Genomic DNA, 16,463 nt, shown 5'->3' on the forward strand with positions numbered 1-16,463 from the left:
AGTCGGAATCTCGAGTTCGGATTCCGGTTTCTGAGCAGGTAGGGCACGCAACGAACAGGGGACTCCAATGGTTGGATCCCCTTGGTCGGCCCACATCCTGGAGCCGTCGTCGTCGTTCGCAGGTGAACCCTGCCCGCAATGCAGCAATACACGGCACCTACTGCGGTGGCCGTGTATGGGCCGAGCTTACCACGAACAGGCAGTTCGCCTATCGGGCTCGTAAATATTCGGGAACATCGAGGCTGCAGCCGTAGACGTCGCCGACGGCGGGTGCGGCCGACGTCGTCACCTCGGTGGTCATCTCCACGGTGGTCGACGCCGACTCCGGCGGGACGTACACCTCACGTCTACCGGTCTCGGAGCCGTCGCGCGATCGGGCGCGGACGATGCACACGGCCGGTTGCTCGGGATCCTGCCGGGTGACGCTGAACCTGATCGACATCGTCTGCTCGTCGACGATGTCGAACGAGAGCTGACTGCCCTCGATGGGTTTGACCGAGAACTTGCTGTACGCGTAGTAGGCCACACCCGTTCCGACCAGCAGGACCAACGCCACGAGTGCGATCTTCGTCGCACGTTTCGGGGCCTGCCGAACGCCGCTCGGACCGGAACCCGACGGGTATCTACCTGCGGGAAGTGCGTTGGTCATGTCAGCTCTCGGGGTCGATTCGGGGGTGCCGCTGGGTGCCTGTCGGCATCAGGTGGAACTATAGGTCAGGCAAGAACCAGGCGAATCCGAGGTGAGGAAGAACGTGTCCGGACTGCGGCTCATGGCAGTGCATGCCCATCCCGACGACGAGTCCAGCAAAGGTGCTGCGACAACGGCTCGCTACGCGGCCGAAGGGCACGAGGTTCTGGTCGTCACGCTCACCGGCGGCGAGCGGGGCGACATCCTCAATCCGGCGATGGACATTCCGGGTGTGCACGAGCGCATCCGGGACGTTCGACGCGAGGAGATGGCGGAGGCCGCCCGCATCCTGGGCGTCCGCCAGACGTGGCTCGGCTTCGAGGACTCCGGGTTGCCCGAGGGCGATCCTCTACCGCCTCTCCCCGATGGCTGTTTCGCGCTGGTCCCGTTGGAGGTCTCCACCGAGGCGTTGGTGAAGGTGGTGCGCGAGTTCAAGCCGCACGTCATCACCACCTACGACGAGCGCGGCGGTTACCCGCATCCCGACCACATCCGCTGCCACGAGGTCTCGATGGCCGCATGGGAGGCCTCGGGCGATCCCGAACGCTTCCCCGACGCCGGTGAGCCCTGGACTCCGCTCAAGCTCTACTACTCGCACGGGTTCATCCGTAAGCGCATGCAGCTCTTCCACGATTGGTTCATCGATCGCGGTGAGGAGAGCCCGTTCGTCGACTGGCTCAAGCGTTGGGACGGCCAGCGGGACGAGATCATGGGTCGCATCACCACGCAGGTCACCGTCGGGGACTGGTTCGAGCAACGCGACGACGCACTGCGCGCACACGCGACGCAGATCGACCCCAACGGGTCGTTCTTCGCCGTGCCGCTGGACGTGCAGCGCAAGCTGTGGCCCACCGAGGAGTTCGAGTTGGCTCGCACTCGGGTCACGACGTCGCTGCCCGAGACGGACCTGTTCGCCGGAATAGAAGAGACCACCGAATGATCGTGTCGATCCTCGCCCAGCAGCCCACCGGTCCCGAGTTCGGCAAGTCATCGCCGATCGGCCTGGTGATCCTGGTTGCGCTGTTGGTCGGAACGGCACTGTTGATCTGGTCCATGAACAAGAAGATCAAGCGTCTGCCCGCCACGTTCGAGAAGGAGGATCCGACGCTGGATCAAGCCCTCGACGAAGGCACCGACCGCGGCGGGATCGCAGATCCGTCTCCGCCGGAACGGACTCGAACCGAACCCGCCGCCACCGACGAGCCCTGATGCTCGACGCCAATGCCCTCGGTGAGTCCACCAGCCCGTATCTGAGGCAGCACGCGGACAACCCGGTGCACTGGCAGCAATGGGGACCGCAGGCTCTGCAGTCCGCCCGCGATCGCGATGTTCCCATCCTGCTGTCGATCGGATACTCGGCCTGCCACTGGTGCCACGTCATGGCTCACGAGTCGTTCGAGGACGAGGCGACCGCGGCATCGATGAACGAGCATTTCGTGTGCATCAAGGTCGATCGCGAAGAACGACCCGACCTCGACTCGGTGTACATGAACGCCACCGTCGCGATGACCGGCCAAGGGGGGTGGCCGATGACGTGTTTCCTGACCCCCGACACCGAGCCGTTCTACTGCGGAACGTACTTCCCGCCGGCCCCGCGTCAGGGAATGCCGTCTTTCCAGCAGTTGCTCACCGCGATCGCCGACACCTGGTCGACGCGGCGACAGGAAGTGTTCGACGCCTCCGCCGACATCGTCACCGAACTGCGCAAACATAGCGCAGGCGTGCCCGCGGGCGGACGCCCGATCGACGCCGATGCTCTGACGGCCTCGGTCTCGGCGATCTGCGCGGACGAGGACACCACCTACGGCGGCTTCGGCCGGGCACCGAAGTTCCCACCCGGCGCGCTGCTCGAAGGTCTGCTCCGGCACTACGAGCGCACCGGCGACACCGAGGTCCTCGGCGTCGTTCGCCGTACCGCGTCGGCCATGGCACGCGGTGGCATCTACGACCAGCTGGGCGGGGGATTCGCGCGCTACTCCGTCGATGCCGAGTGGGTCGTCCCGCACTTCGAGAAGATGCTCTACGACAACGCGCTGCTGTTGCGGTTCTACGCGCACGCGGCCAGGGTCGACGACGATGCGCTCGCCCGGCGGGTGGCGTCGGACACTGCGGAGTTCATGCTCCGTGAACTACGCACGGACAACGGTTGTTTCGCGTCGGCCCTCGATGCCGACACCGAAGGCATAGAGGGTCTGACCTACGCGTGGACCCCGGAGCAACTGACCGAGACCCTCGGTTTCGAGGACGGCGTCTGGGCAGCGGGGTTGTTCGCGGTGAATTCGGCAGGCACGTTCGAGGCAGGCATGTCGGTACTGCAGCTGCCCGCCGAACCCGAGGACTACGACCGGTTCGCCCGGGTGCGCGGAGCACTGTCGGCCGCTCGCGCGACTCGGCCCCAACCCGGCCGCGACGACAAGGTCGTCACCGCATGGAACGGGTTGGCGATCACCGCGCTGGTCGAGGCCGGAACCGGGCTGGGGCAGTCGCGTTGGGTCGACGCGGCAGTCGAGTGCGGCGAGCAGCTGTTCGCCGGCCACGTCGAGTCCGGGCGGGTCCGCCGTGCCTCTCTCGGCGGAGCGGTGGGTGAGGCCACCGGTGTGCTCGAGGACTACGCGTGTCTCGCGGTCGCCGCGGCGGCGCTGTTCCAGGCCACCGGAGATTCGGTCTGGTCCGAACGCATGACGTCGATCATCGACGCCGCGGTCGAGCACTTCGCCGACCCCGACGACGTCGGCGGCTGGTTCGACACCGCCGACGACGCCGAGACTCTCGTGACCCGCCCTCGTGACCCGATCGACGGGGCCACCCCGTCGGGAGCATCCACGATGGCCGAGGCACTGCTCACCGCAGCTGCATTGGTCGATCACAGCTCGTCTGCGCGTTACGCCGAACTGGCGGCTGCGTCGCTGGCACGATCGGCGTCGATTCTCGAACGAGCGCCCAGGTCCGGCGGGCACTGGTTGGCGGTCGCAGAAGCGTCCGTTCGTGGCCCGATCCAGATTGCGGTGTCGACGGCACCCGGCGGTGATCTGCTCTCGGCCGTGCGGGCGCTGGCTCCTGGCGGTTCGGTCGTGGTGGCAGGCGTGACGGATTCGTCGGCGCTGCTGACCGACCGTCCACCCGTCGACGGCCTCGAAACGGCGTACGTGTGTCGTGGCTTCGTGTGCGACCGTCCTGTGACGTCTGCCGAAGATTTGCCGTTCGCACTGCAGAGGTGACGACGCTCGTCGATGCTTCGACGGGAGAACAGTACTGTTGCCGGGAGTTTCCTCGGCCTGGGGTGGTCGAACGTCTGTCAAGGGATCGACGGTGTCATGAGTGAAGGTGTCATGAATGAGGGTGTGATGCGTGCGGGCACCGTGTACGAGGCAGTGACCGACCAACAACGCGCTGCTGTCGCCGAGTTCGTGGCCGCGGTTCCGATGGCGGCCATGGTGCATTCGATGCAGTACGAGGTCGTCGGTGCAAACATCCTGTGCGAGGGTGTGCTCGGGTGCGCGGTGGACGACATGGTCGGTCGACCCGTTGCGGATTTCGTGCCGCTCGGCGATCGCGCGTCCGCGACGCGCATCGCGGTCGAACTCGAGCACCGGTATCCCGATGCGGGCTCCGCCGATCAGGGTCGACCGATCGGAGCGCTGCGTCGAGTGCGCCGCGGCGACGGGGAGGTCGTCTCCTGCTGGATGCATGTCGGAATCGCGAAGATCGCCGGGCGTCGGTTCATCGTTGCACTGCTGGATCTGGTCAATCCCGTCGCGGACGACACCGTTCGTTGGCGCGATCGCGCCGAGCGCGACGAGTTGACCGGATTGCTGCGACGTGGGCCCTTGCTCGCCCACGTCGACGAATGGATCGTCGAGGATCTGCCGGTCGCTCTGGCATTCGTCGACGTCGACAGGCTGAAATCGATCAACGACGTGCACGGTCACGCTGCGGGCGACGCCATTCTGGAGGCAGCGGGACGTCGCCTGCACCAGTGGTCGCCGCGCGGGAGCGTCGTCGGTCGGTACGCGGGAGACGAGTTCGTGTTCGCCGTGTCGTTCGACGGGGCGAAGGGGACCGACAGCGCCCATATCGCGGATTCGGTGCGGTCGGCGATCTGCGGAGAGCCGGTGCCGTTCGGATCGAATCTGCTCGGGGTGTCGGTGAGTGTCGGCGTTGCCGTGCGTGAGCCGGGGGAGTCGAGAGATCGACTGATTCAGCGCGCCGACGCACTGATGTATCGAGACAAGGCAGCTCGAAGCAGCTGAGGGCGGATCAGAACAGTACGAGCCACACGGCGACCAGGTGGCAGGTTGCCGCCAGGACCGTCGCGGCGTGGAAGAACTCGTGATGGCCGAAGGTGGTGGGCCAAGGATTCGGCCACTTGGTGGCGTACAGCACGGCCCCGACACTGTAGAACACCCCGCCCACGAGCAGCAACAGAAACGGTGCAAAGCCGACGTGCTCGATCAGCGCGGGTGCGACCGGGACGATCGCCCAGCCGAGGAGTAGGTACAGCGGTACTCCGACCCATCGGGGAGCTGTGGGCCACAACATCTTCAGTGCCACCCCGGCGAGGGCCCCGACCCACACGACGACGAGCAGCACGCGTCCGGTCGAGGCGGGTAGACCCAGCACGGCGAACGGGGTGTAGCTACCTGCGATGAACAGGAAGATCATCGAATGATCGGCGCGCTTCATCCAGATCTGCGACGCCGCGGTCTTCCAGTGCACGCGATGGTAGGTGGCACTGACCCCGAACACGCCGCAGACGGTGACGGAGTACACGCTCACGGCCACCCCCGCACTGACCGAGACCATGCTGAACGCGAGGGTGACGAGGGTGATAGCGCACACCACCGCCACGCCGAACGCGTACAGGTGAATCCAGCCGCGCATACGTGGTTTGACGGGAATCTCGTCCAGTCCGAACATCGTCATGAAAGATGACCTCTCCGTACCGCCGGCGAAACCTACGCCACCGTAGGTTCTGACGCTACTGTACCGGCGACCGGCTCGCAGACGTCGGCGTAAGGTGATCCTTCGTGGTGATGAGAGCAGCGGTGACGAAGCAGTGGTGATCATTCCGCAGAAGGTCCGCGGCGTTCTCTACAACGTGTACGAGCGGCGTCTGCTGAGCCAGCTCGAAGGGGTTCAGCACCCTCGGCACGTGGCGGTGATGTGCGACGGCAATCGCCGCTGGGCGCGCGAGAACGGGTTCACCGACGTCGCGCACGGGCACCGGATGGGAGCCCTGAAGATCGCCGAGATGCTCGGCTGGTGTGATGCGGCCGGAATCGAGATGGCCACCATCTACCTGCTCTCCACCGAGAACCTGCGCCGAGACGCGGACGAATTGGATTCACTGCTCGACATCATCACCGACGTCGTCGAGGAGATCTGCGGACCCGAGATGAACTGGGGCGTCAAACTCGTCGGCACCCTCGATCTGCTCCCCGCGTCGACCGCGCGTCGGCTCAAGGAAGCAGCAGCGCTGACCGAGGGACGATCCGGAACGCACGTCAATGTCGCCGTCGGATACGGCGGGCGGCAGGAAATCGCCGACGCCGTGCAGTCCCTGGTCAGCGAGAAGATCGCCGAGGGCGTCAGCGGCGACGACCTGGTGGCGTCGATCAACGTCGACGAGATCGGCAGTCACCTCTACACCTCCGGCCAACCCGATCCGGATCTCGTCATCCGCACCTCGGGCGAACAGCGACTGTCCGGCTTCCTGCTGTGGCAGAGCGCGTACTCGGAAATCTGGTTCACCGAGGCCTACTGGCCCGAATTCCGTCGCGTCGACTTCCTGCGTGCGCTGCGCGACTTCGCGGCCAGACACCGCCGTTTCGGTATCTGATCGAGTTCGGCTCTACAGCTTACGAAGCCGCAGCCGGTTGATCGCGTGGTCGTTGTCCTTGCGCAGCACCATCGTCGCTCGCGGTCGCGTGGGCAGGATGTTCTCCACCAGATTGGGCAGGTTGATCGAATGCCACAGATCCTCGGCCGCGATCTGCGCGTGGTCGTCGGACAGGCCTGCGTAGTGGTGGAAGTGCGAGGACGGATCGGTGAAGGACGTCTTGCGCAATGCGAGAAAGCGTTTGACGTACCAACTCTCGATGTCCTCGATCCGCGCGTCGACGTAGATCGAGAAATCGAACAGATCCGAGACCATCAACCGTGGTCCGGTCTGTAAAACGTTGAGCCCCTCCACGATCAGGATGTCCGGCTGCCGGACCATGTGGTACTGGCCCTTGACGATGTCGTACGAGACGTGCGAATAAACCGGTGCGCCGACCTCTTCGGTACCGGACTTGACCTCGGTGACGAATCTGAGCAGTTTGCGCCTGTCGTAACTCTCGGGAAATCCCTTGCGGTGCAGTATGCCTCGACGCATGAGCTCGGCCGTCGGATACAGGAATCCGTCGGTGGTGACCAGATCGACCCGCGGATGGTGGTCCCATCGGGCCAGGAGTGCCTGCAGCACACGGGCCGTCGTCGACTTGCCGACGGCGACACTGCCCGCGACACCGATGACGAACGGGACCTGACGGTCGGGGTGCTTCTCGCCGAGGAACGTCGCAGTCGCGGCGAAGAGTCGTTGCCGAGCCGCGACCTGGAGGTGAATCAGTCGTGCCAGCGGCAGATAGACCTCCGCCACCTCGTCGAGATCGATCTGTTCACCCAGACCACGCAGACCGACGAGCTCTTCCTCGGTCAGCACCAACGGCGTGGATTGGCGCAGCGTGCGCCACTGCACACGGTCGAACTCGACGTACGGACTGGACTCGCTCACGCACCGCTCCAACAGGTCGGAGCTGCGGAGGGTTCGGCTGAGCTCCTGTCGAGCGCGAGTCGCATGGTTCCAGATTGTGCTCGGTGCCGGTCGATCGCGCACGGGCGGGGTCGTTCGCCGTACTAGGGTTCGGTTATGGATGCTGCTTCCCTCGTTCGTGAATACCTGCTGCTGGGCCTGAGTTTCGACCGGCTCGAAGACGGATTCGTCGACGCGTACACCGGCGATCCCGAGTTGCGTCGTATCACCGAGAACGCCCCCGCGCCCGAGCCGCGTGAGCTGATCCGTCGAGCACAGACACTGCGCGCCGAGCTCGGCAACGTCGATCTGACGCCCGAGCGCACGACGTTCCTGGACGTCCACCTGCGCGCACTCGAATGCTCGGCACGCAAGTTCGCAGGCGAGGACATCGGCTTCGTCGACGAGGTCTACGCCTACTTCGACGTCCGAATCTCCGCGGGCGATCAGGACCAGTACCTGCAGGCACACCGCATGATGGACGAGGTCCTCGCCGGTCCCGGGTCGCTGGGCGAACGGTTGATCGCGCATCGCCGAGCCGACGTGATTCCGGCCGACCGACTGCAGGACTGTGTCGAGGCGTTCTCGTCCGCACTGCGCGACCGCGTCCGCGCCGAGTACACACTGCCCGACACCGAGAAAGTGACCTACGAGGTCGTCGGCGACAAGCCGTGGTCGGGGTTCAACTACTACCTCGGTGACTACCGGTCGACCGTCGCGATCAACTCCGACATCGAGCAGCAGATGGCCAATCTGCCGCACCTGATCGCGCACGAGTCCTATCCCGGCCACCACACCGAGCACTGCCGCAAGGAGACCGGCCTGGTCGGTGCAGGCCAGCTGGAGCAGACGCTGTTCCTGGTCAACACCCCGCAGTGCCTGATGGCCGAGGGCCTGGCCGATCACGCCCTCGGGGCCATCGTGGGCGAGGGCTGGGGCCTGTGGGCGCAGGAGATCTACGCCGATCTGGGTCTGCGGTTCGACGGCGACAAGGCCGAGCGTCTCGCGGCTGCGTCGAGCCGGCTGCTGGGGGTGCGCCAGGACGCCGCGCTGCTGCTGCACGACCAGCACGAGAGCGAGGACGACGTAGCCGCCTACCTGGAGCGATGGTCGTTGGCATCGCCGCAGCGCGCCCGGCACAGCCTGCGGTTTCTGTCCTCCCCGCTGTGGCGGGCGTACATCAGCACCTACGTCGAGGGCTACAAGCTGCTGGCCGGCTGGCTCGACCGTGGCGAGACGGCGAGTGAGCGCGCACAGCTGTTCGGCAGGCTGCTCGACGAGCCACTGACACCCGGTGCAGTGCGCGTCTCGTAAACTGGCCGAGCCCCCTTCATTCTGCTGTCCCTTTGGAGACTCCTGTTATGACTGACGTCAACAACCTGTCACTGGCCGAACTCGATCCCGAGGTCGCCGAGGCGATGGCCGGTGAGCTGGGGCGTCAGCGCGACACTCTCGAGATGATCGCCTCGGAGAACTTCGTCCCCCGCGCGGTGTTGCAGGCCCAGGGCAGTGTCCTGACCAACAAGTACGCCGAGGGCTACCCCGGCCGCCGCTACTACGGCGGTTGCGAGCACGTCGACATCGTCGAGGATCTCGCGCGCAACCGCGCGAAGGAACTCTTCGGTGCCGAGTTCGCCAACGTGCAGCCGCATGCAGGCGCACAGGCCAATGCCGCCGTGCTGATGGCCCTGATCAACCCGGGCGACAAGATCATGGGCCTCGACCTGGCGCACGGCGGCCACCTCACGCACGGCATGAAGCTCAACTTCTCGGGCAAGCTCTACGAGGTCGAGTCGTACGGGGTGTCGAAGGAAGACCACCGGATCGACATGGACGAGGTGCGCAAGCAGGCCATCGCCGCCAAGCCGCAGGTGCTCATCGCCGGCTGGTCTGCCTACCCGCGCCACCAGGACTTCGCTGCGTTCCGCTCCATCGCCGACGAAGTGGGCGCACTGCTCTGGGTGGACATGGCGCACTTCGCCGGACTCGTCGCCGCAGGCGTGCACCCCTCGCCCGTGCCGTACGCGGACGTCGTCTCCTCGACCGTGCACAAGACCCTCGGTGGACCCCGCTCCGGCATCATCCTGGCCAAGAAGGAATGGGCCAAGAAGCTCAACTCCGCAGTGTTCCCCGGCCAGCAGGGCGGGCCGCTGATGCACGCCATCGCCGCCAAGGCCGTCGCCTTCAAGATCGCTGCGACGCCCGAGTTCAAGGAACGCCAGGAACGCACCCTCCTCGGTGCATCGCTGCTCGCCGATCGCCTCACCGGTGCCGACGTCGCCGACAAGGGCATCTCCGTCCTCACCGGCGGCACCGACGTGCACCTCGCGCTCGTCGACCTGCGCAACTCCGAGCTCGACGGCCAACAGGCCGAGGACCTCCTGCACGAGGTCGGCATCACCGTCAACCGCAACGCAGTGCCCTTCGACCCGCGCCCGCCGATGGTCACCTCCGGCCTGCGCATCGGCACCGGCGCACTGGCAACCCGCGGATTCGGCGAGGCCGAGTTCACCGAGGTGGCCGACATCATCGGCACCGCCCTGGCCACCGGCGAGGCCAGCGATTCCCTCAAGGACCGCGTCGTGAAGTTGGCACAGAGCAAGCCACTGTACGAGGGCCTCGAAGACTGGGGACTGCTGGGCTGACCCAGCACTCGCGCCCACCCGGTCCGCGTCAATGGACCATTGCACCGCTCAGACGTATGCAGTGGTCCATTCACGCAGAACCCTGGTCTGGGTCAATGGACCATTGCAGCGCTCAGACGTGTGCAATGGTCCATTGACGCATCCGGGGAGGGCACTCTCGGCACCGCACGATTGCCGACCTGGGTCGATTCGGCCGTAACGCGTTGTTCACCGACACGCCAGACTTCCAACGAGCCGAACCTCGATTTCGGCGGTACCGTCGGCAGTAACAGGCAGCGGGGAAGCTACCTGTGCGGGAGGTTCTGATACGTGACTGAGCTAGTGAGCGCGAGAGGGCCGGTACCCGGTCCTCGTGTCACCTGACACATCGGACCCGACCGGCCGAGCGACAGAGTTTGCGCGGTACCGCGCAGACGTAGGAGCCCCACGTGACCACTTCACGCTCCGTTTCCGCCCCTCTTCGGACATTCGTGCTCGATACCTCGGTCCTGCTTTCGGATCCGTGGGCAGTCATCCGGTTCGCCGAGCACAATGTGGTACTTCCGCTGATCGTCATCAGCGAGTTGGAGGGCAAACGCCACCATCACGAATTGGGATGGTTCGCGCGGGAATCCTTGCGCATGCTCGACGACCTGCGCGTCGAGTTCGGTCGACTCGACCAGCCGGTTCCCATCGGAACATCGGGCGGCACACTGCAAGTCGAGCTCAATCACACCGATCCCTCGGTACTTCCCGTCGGATTCCGCACCGACTCCAACGATTCTCGAATCCTCGCCTGTGCTCTCAATCTGAAGGCAGAGGGCAAGGACGTCGTGCTCGTCAGCAAGGACATTCCGTTGCGCGTCAAGGCCGGTGCCGTCGGTCTCCCCGCCGACGAATACCACGCACACGACGTGGTTCCGTCCGGTTGGACCGGAATGACCGAACTCGAAGTACCGTCCGACGCAGTCGACACGCTGTTCAACGACGGCGTCATCGACCTCGTGGAAGCGCGAGACCTGCCGTGCCACACGGGAGTTCGACTGCTTGCCGGACGGCAGAGCGCGCTGGGTCGCGTCACGCCGGACAAGCAGATCCAACTCGTGCGCGGTGAGCGTGAGGCGTTCGGCCTGCACGGCCGTTCGGCGGAACAGCGAGTGGCGCTGGATCTTCTGCTCGACGAGAGCATCGGCATCGTCTCGCTCGGCGGAAAAGCAGGCACCGGTAAGTCCGCTCTGGCGCTGACCGCCGGACTGGAGGCCGTTCTCGAACGTCGCTCGCACCGCAAAGTGGTCGTCTTCCGGCCTCTCTACGCCGTCGGCGGCCAGGAGCTCGGCTACCTCCCCGGTAGCGAGAGCGAAAAGATGGGCCCCTGGGGTCAGGCGGTCTTCGACACCCTCGAAGGGCTCGCGAGCCCGGAGGTGATGGAGGAGGTCATCGCCCGCGGAATGCTGGAAGTGTTGCCACTGACGCACATTCGCGGCCGATCGCTGCACGATTCCTTCGTGATCGTCGACGAGGCGCAGTCACTCGAACGCAACGTGCTGCTGACGGTTCTGTCCCGGCTCGGTTCGGGCTCACGCGTCGTTCTCACCCACGACGTCGCTCAGCGAGACAACCTGCGCGTCGGACGACACGACGGCGTCGCTGCAGTGATCGAAAAGCTCAAGGGTCACCCACTTTTCGCGCACATCACCCTCACCCGCAGCGAGCGTTCACCCATCGCGGCACTGGTGACGGAAATGCTCGAAGAATTCGGGCCTTCGGGAGCCTGACCCCCTTGTGAGCAGTGGAGCCTGCGGGTCGTTCCGCGGGCTCCACTCCTGCCTCGTACCCCACTACGAAGTTCCGCTCACAGGGGTCACCGGCCGAGCACGGCCCGGAATGCCCCTCGCACAAACCCTTTCAGGAAGTCGACGTTGTCGAAGTAGTCCCGCCACACGGCTACTTTGCCGTCGCGCAGCTCGAAGGTTCCGCACACCCAGAACTCGATTCGGAGTCGTCGCCAGATCAGCACATCGGTGCGCTCGGTGAGCACGACGTCTCCGTCTGCAGCGATGTTGTGCACGGTCACGTCGAAGCCGAACGCAGGCTTGGCGAGCGTCGCCATGAACCTGCCCACGTTCGAGTGGCCGCGAACCTTCGGTAAGCCGACGTTGTGCCACACGACGCGTTCGTCGAGGAGCGACATGGCGCGCTCGGTGTCTCGACTTCTCAACGCGTCGAACAGATCTACTACGGTTTCGGTTGCCTGCTGTGTGTCGGTCACTTGGTGAATCGTCCCAATCCATCGCCGTCGAAGAACTCCAGGGTCAGCGTGTTCCCGTCGAACGTCGCCTCGGAAACGGTTCCGTCGGGTGCATTCTCACCGGTCGGCTCGAACGTGAACGTATCACCGTCCCAGGGCGACAACTCGTAGGAGGTTCCGTTCGGCCCGATGGCCAACACCAGTTTCCCGTTGACCTCCGTTATCGTCGCAGGCCCCCAATAGCTGTTCTGGTACACCCCTGTGTACGACGTGAGAGGTTGTGGCGCAGCAGCATTCGTGGGCGGGGTCTTGCCTGCGAGCTCGCCCTCTGGTTCGCTCATGCCGGCAAAGGCGTTCTTGTACAGCGTTCGCCAGTCCTCCCGCACCTCGCCGAACTGGACGAGGTCAGCGAACTCGGCGGTCACCGTTTCGGCGATGCCGATGGGTGCGGCATTGGTCAGTACGACGATGGCCACGTCGAGGGATGGAATCCAGACGAAGTTGGTGCCCGCTCCGAGCGCGAATGCTCCCGAATGGCTCACCGTCGTGCGACCGGCCGCACTGGTGGAGACGTTGAATCCGTAGCCGTAGTAGCCGGCGCGTGAATCCGGTGTCTCCGACGGGCTCGAGACGATCTGCGCGCTGATCGCGGGCAGGAGGGCTTCGGGGTCCACGAGCTGTCGTCCGTCGTGGTTTCCGTCGGCGATCAGCATCGTCAGCCACTTCGCGAGGTCGTTCACCGAGGAACTGACGCCACCGGCCGGGGTCTGTGGATCGGGTTCCCGCTGGTACTTCGCCTGGTACTCGCCGTCGACGAGTACGTGGGGTACGGCCCGGTCGGCCCGCGCGATGTAGTCCGCGAACGACGAGCTGGTCGAGGTCATGCCGAGCGGGCCGTAGATCGTGTCCTGGCTGAGGGTGTCCCAGTCCTTGCCCGACGCCGCAGCGACGGCCTCGGCCGCAGCCGTGATGCCGAAGTTGGTGTAGTGGTACGTGGAGCGGAACGGGTCGAGGGGGACCTCGCGCAGGCGTTCGAGAATCTGCCTGCGGTCGTAACCGAGGTCCTCGAGCAGATCGCCTTCGTGCTCGGGCAGCCCGCTTCGATGCGCATAGAAGTCGCCGACCGTGACGTTCTGGGTCACCCACGGGTCGTCGAGCGCGAACCACGGCAATTCCGAGACCACCGGCGTCGACCAGTCGATCACGCCCGCTCCCACCTGGGACGCGATGACCGTCGCACCCACCGATTTGGACAGCGACGCCAACTGGAACACCGAGTCACCGTCGACGGGGTCGTCCGAGCCCACTTCGCGGACTCCGAACCCCTTCGAGTAGACGACGTCGGATCCGTGCACGACGGCTATGGCCATCCCGGGGATGTTCGACGATGCCATCAGCTCCTCGGCGATGCCGTCGAGCTTGCCGACGGCATCGTCGACGCGGCCGGCCGGAACATCGACGCCCGCGACCTGACCTGGGGACAGGTCACTGGTCGGCGCGGGCTCGGATGTCGGGGGACTGTCTGCGGTCGGTGCGTCGTTCGAGCATCCGACCAGCACGATCAGAGAGCACACAGCAACAAGACACAGAGAATTTCGACCCGACCGCATCACGAGGAGTCCTCACTTCGATGATTGGATGCACATGAGAATAGACCCGCAACGACCTGGCGTTAGGAGAATTCACAATGGTCAGGGGCGCGACGTCGGGCACTCGGGCGCAGGCGCTACGGTTACCGCATGTCTACGAACCTGTCCGACGGTGATCTGCTGGTCCGTTTGGAGCCCGCGGTCGAAGAGAATCTACGACGCCACATCGAGGCAGCGAGCGATTGGCACCCCCATGACCTCGCGCCGTTCGACGACGGCAAGAATTTCGCGTTCCTCGGTGGCGAGGACTGGTCGCCCGAGCAGTCGCATCTCAGCGATGTCGAAATCCTGTCCGCCACGGTCGGCGTGCTGGTGGCCGACAACCTGCCTGCGTACCACCGCGAACTGGCCCACGCGCTCACCGGCCTCGGTGCCTGGTGGAAGTGGACCGGCCGATGGACGTCGGAGGAGAACCGGCAGTCGATAGTGTTGCGCAACTTCCTGGTGCTCACCCGCGCAGTCGATCCGGTCGCCCTGGAGCGGGTACGGATGGAGCACATGACGCTCGGATACGATGCGCCCAGTCAGCATCTGCTCGACATCCTGGCGCATTTCGCCATCGAAGAGGCCGCTGCCGCCCTGCGTAACCGCAACACCATCGCTCTCGGCAAGGATCCGGTGTTGGCCACCATCCTCGGCAAGATCGCCGACGACGACGCCCTGCAGTCGACGTTCTACGCCAATATTCTGAACGAGGCCTTCGCCGTGGTTCCCGATCAGGCCGCCCGCGCCATCGCGGACCGGATCAACGGATTCAAGATTCCCGAGGTCGACCTGCCGGACCGCGGCAGCAGCACCGCCGCTCTCGCCGAAGCCGGAATCTACGACGCCGATCAGGAACGCGAGAAGGTGTTCAAGCCGCTGCTCGCGGGCTGGAAGATCTTCGATCGCACCGATCTGGGCGAGGACGGCCTGAAGGCACGCGAGGAACTCGCTCACCTCGCCTGAGGTTCGGCCCCTTTCGAAAGCGTGAATGGTCCATTGCACACGTCTCGGCGGTGCAATGGACCATTCACGCGTTCAGGGGTTCGGCGGGCGAACGGGAAAGCTAGTCCTTGACCTTCGCCATGGCGAGGACGTCGAGGCGCTTGTCGAGTTCGGCTTCGCTGAGCTTGTCGCCGATCAGTCCGCGGTCGATGACCGTCTGACGGATCGTCTTCTTCTCCTTCAGTGCCTGCTTGGCGACGGCGGCGGCTTCCTCGTAGCCGATCGCGGAGTTCAGCGGCGTCACGATGGACGGCGAGGACTCGGCGAGGGTCTTGAGGTGCTCGACGTTGGCTTCGAGGCCGACGACGCACTTGTCGGCGAACAGCACCGAGACGTTGGCGAGCAGCTTGAACGACTCGAGCACGTTGCGCGCCATCATCGGGATGTAGACGTTGAGCTCGAATGCGCCCGACGCGCCACCGAATGCGACTGCGGCGTCGTTGCCGATGACCTGAGCCGCGACCTGCGTAACAGCTTCGGGCAGAACGGGATTGACCTTGCCGGGCATGATGGAGCTGCCGGGCTGCAGGTCGGGGAGGGCGATCTCGCCGAGTCCGGTGAGCGGTCCCGATCCCATCCAGCGAATGTCGTTGGCAATTTTGGTCAATGAGACCGCGATGGTGCGCAGTGCGCCCGAGGCCTCGACGAGTCCGTCACGTGCGGCCTGCGCTTCGAACGAATCCTTGGCGGCGGTCAGTGCGTCGATTCCGGTCGACTCGACCAGTGCTGCAACGACTTTCGGGCCGAAGCCGTCGGGTGCGTTGAGTCCGGTGCCGACGGCGGTGCCGCCGATGGGCAGTTCACCGAGCCGCGGCAGGGTGGCCTCGACGCGTTCGATGCCGGCTTCGATCTGACGGGCGTAACCGCCGAATTCCTGACCGAGGGTGACCGGAACGGCATCCATGAGGTGGGTGCGGCCGGACTTGACGACGTGCTTCCACTCCGTTGCCTTGGTCACGAGAGCCTCGTGGAGGTGACGCAGCGCGGGCACGAGCGACGTCACGGCTGCCTCGGTGGCGGCGACGTGAGTGGCCGTCGGGAACGTGTCGTTGGAGGACTGCGACATGTTCACGTGGTCGTTGGGGTGCACCTCGACGCCTGCCGCCTTGGCGATCGACGCGATGACCTCGTTGGCGTTCATGTTCGAGCTGGTGCCCGAGCCGGTCTGGAAGACGTCGATCGGGAACTGGTCGTCGTGCTTGCCGTCGGCGATCTCGGTGGCGGCGGCGATGATCGCGTCGGCCAGCGTGCCGTCGAGCAGACCGAGGTCTTTGTTGACCTGCGCGCAGGCTGCTTTGAGCAGGCCCATCGCGCGAATCTGAGTGCGCTCGAGCGGACGGCCCGAGATGGGGAAGTTCTCCACGGCACGCTGTGTCTGGGCACGCCAGAGCGCATCGATGGGAACGCGAACCTCTCCCATCGTGTCGTGCTCGATCCGGAACTGCTGTTCGTTCTCTGTCATTGACCTCTTGCC

At 65.2% G+C, this 16,463-nt stretch carries 15 protein-coding genes; 9 read left to right on the plus strand and 6 right to left on the minus strand.

Annotated elements, in window-relative coordinates:
• Positions 1-208: 208 nt before the first annotated feature.
• The gene (locus CH273_RS08710) at positions 209-649 is read right to left on the minus strand and encodes a DUF4307 domain-containing protein (RefSeq protein ID WP_032394018.1); all 441 of its coding nucleotides are present in this window, start codon (positions 647-649) and stop codon (positions 209-211) included.
• Positions 650-752: 103 nt separating this feature from the next.
• On the opposite strand from CH273_RS08710, the gene mca reads away from it, so the two are divergent.
• The 4 genes from mca to CH273_RS08730 all read left to right on the plus strand — a co-directional run bounded on the left by mca (position 753) and on the right by CH273_RS08730 (position 4,938).
• Positions 753-1,628 (plus strand): mycothiol conjugate amidase Mca, encoded by an 876-nt coding sequence (gene mca / locus CH273_RS08715; protein WP_179275446.1) that lies wholly within the window; start codon positions 753-755, stop codon positions 1,626-1,628.
• A complete protein-coding gene (locus tag CH273_RS08720; RefSeq protein ID WP_032394020.1) occupies positions 1,625-1,897 on the plus strand; it encodes a hypothetical protein in 273 nt (90 codons plus the stop codon). The genes mca and CH273_RS08720 overlap by 4 nt, the downstream gene beginning before the upstream one ends.
• Positions 1,897-3,906 carry a thioredoxin domain-containing protein gene (locus CH273_RS08725; protein ID WP_032394021.1) on the plus strand — a complete coding sequence of 670 codons (2,010 nt, stop codon included), beginning with the start codon at positions 1,897-1,899 and terminating at the stop codon, positions 3,904-3,906. Before CH273_RS08720 ends, CH273_RS08725 begins: the two co-directional genes overlap by 1 nt.
• 111 nt (positions 3,907-4,017) lie before the next feature.
• On the plus strand, positions 4,018-4,938 hold the full coding sequence (locus CH273_RS08730; RefSeq protein ID WP_052049263.1) for a sensor domain-containing diguanylate cyclase: 921 nt from the start codon (positions 4,018-4,020) through the stop codon (positions 4,936-4,938).
• Between the two features lie 7 nt (positions 4,939-4,945).
• On the opposite strand, the gene trhA is transcribed toward CH273_RS08730, so the two are convergent.
• A complete protein-coding gene (trhA, locus tag CH273_RS08735) occupies positions 4,946-5,611 on the minus strand; it encodes a PAQR family membrane homeostasis protein TrhA (protein ID WP_032394022.1) in 666 nt (221 codons plus the stop codon).
• A 133-nt stretch (positions 5,612-5,744) separates the two neighbouring features.
• Here trhA and CH273_RS08740 point away from each other — a divergent pair, with 133 nt between their 5' ends.
• Positions 5,745-6,527: an isoprenyl transferase gene (locus tag CH273_RS08740; protein WP_032394023.1), complete on the plus strand. Its 783-nt coding sequence runs from the start codon at positions 5,745-5,747 to the stop codon at positions 6,525-6,527.
• A gap of 12 nt (positions 6,528-6,539) precedes the next feature.
• Here CH273_RS08740 and coaA read toward each other — a convergent pair whose 3' ends face one another.
• Complete coding sequence (coaA, locus tag CH273_RS08745) at positions 6,540-7,463, minus strand: type I pantothenate kinase (RefSeq protein ID WP_037191653.1); 924 nt, start codon at positions 7,461-7,463, stop codon at positions 6,540-6,542.
• Between the two features lie 135 nt (positions 7,464-7,598).
• On the opposite strand from coaA, the gene CH273_RS08750 reads away from it, so the two are divergent.
• From CH273_RS08750 to CH273_RS08760, 3 genes are all read left to right on the plus strand, one after another.
• The gene (locus tag CH273_RS08750) at positions 7,599-8,795 is read left to right on the plus strand and encodes a hypothetical protein (RefSeq protein WP_032394024.1); all 1,197 of its coding nucleotides are present in this window, start codon (positions 7,599-7,601) and stop codon (positions 8,793-8,795) included.
• 47 nt (positions 8,796-8,842) lie between these two features.
• The gene (gene glyA / locus CH273_RS08755) at positions 8,843-10,126 is read left to right on the plus strand and encodes a serine hydroxymethyltransferase (RefSeq protein ID WP_032394025.1); all 1,284 of its coding nucleotides are present in this window, start codon (positions 8,843-8,845) and stop codon (positions 10,124-10,126) included.
• Positions 10,127-10,554: 428 nt separating this feature from the next.
• Positions 10,555-11,880 (plus strand): PhoH family protein, encoded by a 1,326-nt coding sequence (locus CH273_RS08760; RefSeq protein WP_176459373.1) that lies wholly within the window; start codon positions 10,555-10,557, stop codon positions 11,878-11,880.
• An 86-nt stretch (positions 11,881-11,966) separates the two neighbouring features.
• Here CH273_RS08760 and CH273_RS08765 read toward each other — a convergent pair whose 3' ends face one another.
• Together CH273_RS08765 and CH273_RS08770 are read right to left on the minus strand one after the other, a co-directional pair.
• The gene (locus CH273_RS08765; RefSeq protein ID WP_082322370.1) at positions 11,967-12,374 is read right to left on the minus strand and encodes a limonene-1,2-epoxide hydrolase family protein; all 408 of its coding nucleotides are present in this window, start codon (positions 12,372-12,374) and stop codon (positions 11,967-11,969) included.
• Positions 12,371-13,963 (minus strand): serine hydrolase, encoded by a 1,593-nt coding sequence (locus CH273_RS08770; RefSeq protein WP_032394028.1) that lies wholly within the window; start codon positions 13,961-13,963, stop codon positions 12,371-12,373. Before CH273_RS08770 ends, CH273_RS08765 begins: the two co-directional genes overlap by 4 nt.
• Positions 13,964-14,092: 129 nt before the next feature.
• On the opposite strand from CH273_RS08770, the gene CH273_RS08775 reads away from it, so the two are divergent.
• A complete protein-coding gene (locus tag CH273_RS08775; RefSeq protein WP_032394029.1) occupies positions 14,093-14,950 on the plus strand; it encodes an acyl-ACP desaturase in 858 nt (285 codons plus the stop codon).
• 100 nt (positions 14,951-15,050) lie between these two features.
• On the opposite strand, the gene CH273_RS08780 is transcribed toward CH273_RS08775, so the two are convergent.
• Complete coding sequence (locus CH273_RS08780; RefSeq protein ID WP_032394030.1) at positions 15,051-16,451, minus strand: class II fumarate hydratase; 1,401 nt, start codon at positions 16,449-16,451, stop codon at positions 15,051-15,053.
• Positions 16,452-16,463 lie beyond the last annotated feature (12 nt).

Origin of the sequence: Rhodococcus sp. 05-339-2 (assembly GCF_002258965.1) — a bacterium.
In the GTDB taxonomy this organism is placed as follows: Bacteria; Actinomycetota; Actinomycetes; order Mycobacteriales; family Mycobacteriaceae; genus Rhodococcoides.